This window comes from Bacillus cereus group sp. BfR-BA-01347 (assembly GCF_022663835.1).
GTDB classification, from domain to species: domain Bacteria; phylum Bacillota; class Bacilli; order Bacillales; family Bacillaceae_G; genus Bacillus_A; species Bacillus_A thuringiensis_K.
Genome location: NZ_JAKUGG010000060.1, coordinates 1 through 5,764, shown reverse-complemented (window position 1 = coordinate 5,764; position 5,764 = coordinate 1). Strand labels below are relative to the sequence as shown.

The window sequence follows — 5,764 nt, the reverse complement described above, 5'->3', positions numbered from 1 at the left end:
CTGAGCCAGGATCAAACTCTCCAATAAAGTTAGTTTGTCTAGCATCTAAAATAAAAATTGACGTTTCACGTTGTTTGTTTCGTTCAGTTTTCAAAGAACTACTTAGTCGCTTATTTGCGACTTCCTTATGTTAACATTTTCATCTTTCAATGTCAACTAATTTTTTTATTTCGTTTGTCACTTTCGACGTTGTTGTCATCGGCGACTTGTTCTATATTACACCTCTATACTCTAATCGTCAACACTTTTTATAAAGATATTCAATTAAATGTTTTTTACGCTCTTTTGGCTATATACGTCCCTACAAAAATTCATTACCGTAAAACTACCTTCTGCTTCTCTTTAATTTATTCTCGCAAAACATATTCAATTTACTTTGACCCTAGGCTTAATTTGCTTGAATATTTCCCTTCCCCAAAACTGTTAATCTTATTTTAACAAATACTAGTATATAATTAGAGTGTTGTTGTACCATCAATGAAATCCATTAGAAGTAGGTGAAGATATGAAAGATATACGTATCCTTATAGCAGACGATGATAAAGAAATCCGTAATTTACTAAAAATATATTTAGAACGAGAATTATATATGGTAGATACTGCGATTGATGGCGAAGTAGCCTTACAGTTATTTAATCAAAACAACTATAGCCTCGTTATATTAGATCTTATGATGCCGAAAGTAGATGGTATCGAAGTATGTAGAAAGCTAAGGGATAAAACTAACGTACCGATATTAATGCTAACCGCTAAAGATCACGAAGTCGATAAAATTTTAGGTTTAAGCATTGGTGCTGATGATTACATTACGAAGCCTTTCAGCATTCACGAAGTGGTTGCACGAGTCAAAGCTCTTATACGGCGTTTTTTCGTTCTTGGAAGTAACATTAGTGTACAAGAGCAGACAACTTTAGCTTTTAAAGGACTAACTATCAATTTAAATACATATACAGTTCACACAAATAAAGAAGAAATCAGCTTAACCGGAAAAGAATTAGAACTATTAAAATTCTTTACTTCAAACCCAGGACAAGTATTTACAAAAACACAGCTCTTCCGCAATGTATGGGACGATAATTATATAGAAGATGATAATACCGTTATGGTACATATTCGAAAACTTAGAAAGAAAATAGAAATCGATCCTTCCAATCCAAAATTCATTCAAACTGTATGGGGAATTGGTTATAAGTTTGTAGGTGAAAAGCTTGAAGATCGATAAAATCCTCTTCCTTATTTCATTACAACTTATCATTTACGGGCTTTTAAATATACAAATGGATCCAAAAGTAAAAATTTCTTTATTTATTACCCTTATCTTAATTACAATGTATCTCTTCTTTTCAAGAATACAATTCATTCAAAATCGCAAATCAATAGACACTAAATTAAGTCGTGCACTAAAGGGGAATTTACAAACGAGATTATTCACAAGTAATGATCAATCGTTACATAATATCGTTTTTTCAATAAACGAACTAATAGCTGAATTAGAAAAGGTTCGGATTAAAGCAAAAAGGTCTGAGGAATCTAGAAAACAACTTTTATCTAGTATCTCACACGATATCCGAACACCACTCACCTCCATTATTGGATATATCGATGCTTTAAAAGATGGGGTTGCTGCTTCTGAAATAGAAAAGCAAGAATATCTTAAAATACTTTATATGAAATCAAATAACTTAAAGCACCTAGTTGATGAAATATTCAATATGGCAAAGCTAGACGCTAATGAATTTCCACTAAAAGAAGAAAAACTCGACTTTTCTGAAGTTACTAGAGAAGCTTTGATCGAGTTTTTACCCGAACTCTCAAAACATAATATTAAACTACAAGTTCTTATACCAGAGTCTACTTGTCCTATCATTGCAGATCACCTAAGCCTTATGCGGATTATAGGTAACTTAATGAAAAATGCCATTTATTACGGAAAGAATGGGAAAACAATAGGAGTCGAACTACTAGAAACGGATGCAGCATATGAACTTCTTATTTGGGATAAAGGTCCTGGTATTCCAAAACATGATTTACAAAACGTATTCGAGCGAATGTACCGAAGCGAACAATCAAGAAACTCGTCTTTTGGTGGTAGCGGGCTCGGACTTTCTATTTCTAAAGCGCTCGTTGAGAGGAATGGTGGGCATATATGGGTTAAAAGTATTCCATGGGAACGAACCACTTTTGGCTTTTCCATTCCAAAACACAATACTTTTAAGAAATAGTTAAGAAATGATTAATATGCAGTTAAGCCTTCCTTTTTATCATGTAAATAAGAACTTATAGAAAGTAGGTGACTCCTATAAACACAATTATAAAAACGACTAATCTTACTAAAGTATATGGCAAGCAAAAATCCGTAGATAATCTAAATATTAACGTTCAACAAGGAGAAATTTATGGATTCATAGGACGTAACGGTGCTGGTAAAACGACAACCATTCGTATGCTGCTTAGTCTTATAAAGCCTACAAGTGGAACTATCGAAATATTCGGAGAGGACTTATTTCAAAATCAAAAAGATATTTTAAGTAGAATTGGTTCTATCGTTGAAGTTCCAGGGTTTTATGAAAACTTAACTGCAAAAGAAAACTTATTAATTAATGCAAAGATAATCGGGGTTTACAAAAAGAATGCTATTGAAGAAGCATTAGAAATAGTGGGCTTGCAGCATGAAACAAAAAAGTTAGTAGGAAAGTATTCTCTAGGCATGAAGCAGCGCCTAGGAATTGCACGCGCTCTTCTCCATTATCCCGAACTACTCATATTAGATGAACCGACTAACGGACTAGACCCCATCGGTATTAAAGAAATGCGAAAACTTATTCATTCTTTAGCTCAAGAAAGGAATATAACGATACTCATTTCTAGTCACATTTTAGCAGAGGTAGAACAGTTAGTTGATCGTATCGGAATTATTCACGAAGGAAGGTTACTAGAAGAAGTTTCTCTTGATAAGCTGCGCAAAGCAAACCGTAAGTACATAGAATTTCAGGTGAATAATGACAATAAAGCTGCGATGCTATTAGAAAATCAATTTCAAATTTTCGATTATGAGGTACATGATGAAGGGAATATTCGCATTTACTCTCATTTTGGGCAACAAGGATACATCAACAGAACATTCGTTCTTAATGATATCGAAGTATTAAAAATGATGATCAGTGAAGACAGATTAGAAGATTATTTCACCAAACTAGTTGGAGGTGGGACAATTGGTTAATCTACTCTATACAGAACTATTAAAACTAAAACGCTCTAATATGTTTTTAATTAGCATTATTGGAGCTGGTGTCGCACCTTTCTTAGTCGTAGTAGCCTCTTATATACATATAAAAACAAAACAGCCAACTCCGACTATTTGGTTCCACCAGTTATTCACTGACGTTAACTTATATACTACTTTAGTTATAGGATTCCCTTTATACGGAGTAGTTGTTGCTTATATGTTTACCCGCGAATATGCAGAAGATACACTAAAAAATTTACTAACTATCCCCGTGTCGCGCATTAGTTTTATTATAAGTAAGTTCATCATCCTCTTCCTTTGGATTATGATGCTAACTTTAGTCGCTTGGTCGCTTACTGTAGTATTAGGGCTATTGGGGAACTTCCCTGGTTTTAACATTACTTTACTTTTAGGTTCTTTCCTAAAATTTTTAATATGTGGTGGACTTCTCTTTCTATTGTCTTCACCTATTGTGCTATTAACTCTTGTAATGAAGAGCTATGTACCGCCTATTATATTAACAGTCATTATTACAATGATGAATCTTATGCTCGTAAACTCCAAACATAAAGATTTATTTCCGTGGACCGCTACTCTAGATATTGCAAATAATGAATTACAACCGACATATCCACCAGAGTATTCTTATATCATCATTGCAGCAACAGCAATTTTCGGATTTATTGCAACACTATTCTATTTTAAGAAAGTAGACATTCATTAATTTATAGGAGTGAAACTATGAGCGATATCATTATTGCCTTCATACTCGGTATTGTAGAAGGATTAGCTGAATTTTTACCTATATCCTCTACTGGCCACCTTATATTAGTCGGGCATTTATTAGGCTTTGAAGGAGAAAGAGCAAAAACGTTTGAAATTGTTATTCAGCTAGGCGCAATTTTAGCTATTGCAATTTTATATCATAAACGCCTCGTTTCTTTATGTAATATTAAGCCTCTTCTACGCAAAGAGAAAAAATTCAACGCGTTCCATGTATTTCTTGGCGTATTTCCGGCAGTAGTTGCTGGTTTGCTACTACATGATGTTATTAAAACTTACTTATTTCAGCCATACACTGTTGTGATTGGACTTGTAGCAGGAGCAATTCTTATGATCTTTGCAGAAGTAAAAAAGCAAGAAGCAACCTCCTATTCACTGGACGATTTAACGTACCGTCAAGCATTAACAATTGGATTATTTCAATGTTTAGCAGTATACCCTGGCTTCTCTAGAGCCGGCTCTACTATCTCTGGAGGTCTATTGGCAAAAGTAAATTATAAGACTGCATCTGAATTCTCTTTTCTAATAGCTCTTCCTGTAATGATTGGGGCTACAGGCTTAGACTTACTAAAAAGCTGGACGTATTTAAGTGTCGATGACATCCCTATGTTTGCGGTAGGATTCATTACCTCTTTTATAGTAGCGATGCTAGCGGTAGTAACTTTTCTAAAGCTTTTAGAGAAGATAGGTTTAAAACCTTTTGCATACTATCGTATTTTGCTGGCTATCTTATTTACGCTTTTCGTATTACTATAGATTCATATAAGTCACATATCATTAAACTGATATTCAATTTTAGAATATCGGTTTTTTATCTATTTCAACTCTAGTACTACTCACTTCAATATGGCATAGTGATAATAAACTACCATTAATAGTCTGAAGGTTCTTTAAGTAACTATATCCTTTATCATAAAATGCAATTGGAAAATTAAAGATCCCATATATGTACAGAACATATTTACAAACCATATTCATTCCACATAGTATCTTTGAAATTTGCAACACACTGATACAAATTTTAAATGAGCACAAAGACAGAATAAGTAAATAAATAAATCTCCTAGGAATTATAAAGCGACTAAATATTAATTAGAGTGAGGTGACGATAAAATGAATCAATTAGCACAGACATATTGGAATATTTATTGGGGAAACAACAAAAAACCAGAATCTGTTATAGCTTGGCAATTTGGAGATTCCCCTAATTATCTTGCACAACTAGTAATTGACGGTATTAAAACTGCTACATGCTCCGGTCACATTTTTTATGAATTAGAAAATGAACCGCTACCGACCACTAATGATTATAGTATTATACTTAATAGTAATGATGAACCTGTAGCTATTATTAAGATAATAGAAGTAACTGTAACACCAATGAATGAAGTAAGCGAAGAATTCGCTATCGCTGAAGGCGAAGGAGATCGTACTTACAATTACTGGAGAGACACCCATGTTCGTTTTTTTACAAAGGAACTAAATGAGCTTGGTCTTAATTTCTCTGAAGATATGTTACTCGTCTGTGAGCGTTTTGAACTTGTTGATGTGAACAATAAAGTGAAATTATAAAAAACTGAGATTTACCACCCATTCTTATTTTTATAAAACACAAAAAAGACAAGTCATTCTGACTTGTCTTAAAGTTGCTTGGCGACGTCCTACTCTCACAGGGACAAGGTCCCAACTACCATCGGCGCTAGAGAGCTTAACTTCCGTGTTCGGTATGGGAACGGGTGTGACCTCTCTGCCATC

General features: G+C 33.8%; 6 protein-coding genes and 1 rRNA gene. 6 read left to right on the top strand and 1 reads right to left on the bottom strand.

The features are described 5' to 3' along the window. Positions 1–505 precede the first annotated feature (505 nt). From MR143_RS32550 to MR143_RS32525, 6 genes are all read left to right on the top strand, one after another. Positions 506–1,222: a response regulator transcription factor gene (locus tag MR143_RS32550; protein ID WP_000651981.1), complete on the top strand. Its 717-nt coding sequence runs from the start codon at positions 506–508 to the stop codon at positions 1,220–1,222. Continuing rightward, positions 1,209–2,222 (top strand): sensor histidine kinase, encoded by a 1,014-nt coding sequence (locus MR143_RS32545; RefSeq protein ID WP_000686997.1) that lies wholly within the window; start codon positions 1,209–1,211, stop codon positions 2,220–2,222. The genes MR143_RS32550 and MR143_RS32545 overlap by 14 nt, the downstream gene beginning before the upstream one ends. 68 nt (positions 2,223–2,290) lie before the next feature. Next, the gene (locus tag MR143_RS32540; protein WP_000187942.1) at positions 2,291–3,220 is read left to right on the top strand and encodes an ABC transporter ATP-binding protein; all 930 of its coding nucleotides are present in this window, start codon (positions 2,291–2,293) and stop codon (positions 3,218–3,220) included. Next, positions 3,213–3,950, top strand: a complete 738-nt coding sequence (locus MR143_RS32535) for an ABC transporter permease (protein ID WP_000247721.1) — start codon at positions 3,213–3,215, stop codon at positions 3,948–3,950. Before MR143_RS32540 ends, MR143_RS32535 begins: the two co-directional genes overlap by 8 nt. A 17-nt stretch (positions 3,951–3,967) precedes the next feature. Beyond that, complete coding sequence (gene uppP / locus MR143_RS32530; RefSeq protein ID WP_001279961.1) at positions 3,968–4,765, top strand: undecaprenyl-diphosphate phosphatase UppP; 798 nt, start codon at positions 3,968–3,970, stop codon at positions 4,763–4,765. Positions 4,766–5,122: 357 nt separating this feature from the next. Beyond that, the gene (locus MR143_RS32525) at positions 5,123–5,581 is read left to right on the top strand and encodes an ASCH domain-containing protein (RefSeq protein ID WP_001072426.1); all 459 of its coding nucleotides are present in this window, start codon (positions 5,123–5,125) and stop codon (positions 5,579–5,581) included. Positions 5,582–5,657: 76 nt separating this feature from the next. Here MR143_RS32525 and rrf read toward each other — a convergent pair. Continuing rightward, positions 5,658–5,764: ribosomal RNA gene (rrf, locus tag MR143_RS32520) — 5S ribosomal RNA — on the bottom strand; the annotation flags it as partial.

Coding starts and splice junctions, on each gene's coding strand:
- MR143_RS32550 (WP_000651981.1), top strand. CDS start 506: ATGAAAGATATACGTATCCTTATAGCAGACGATGATAAAGAAATCCGT.
- uppP (WP_001279961.1), top strand. CDS start 3,968: ATGAGCGATATCATTATTGCCTTCATACTCGGTATTGTAGAAGGATTA.
- MR143_RS32525 (WP_001072426.1), top strand. CDS start 5,123: ATGAATCAATTAGCACAGACATATTGGAATATTTATTGGGGAAACAAC.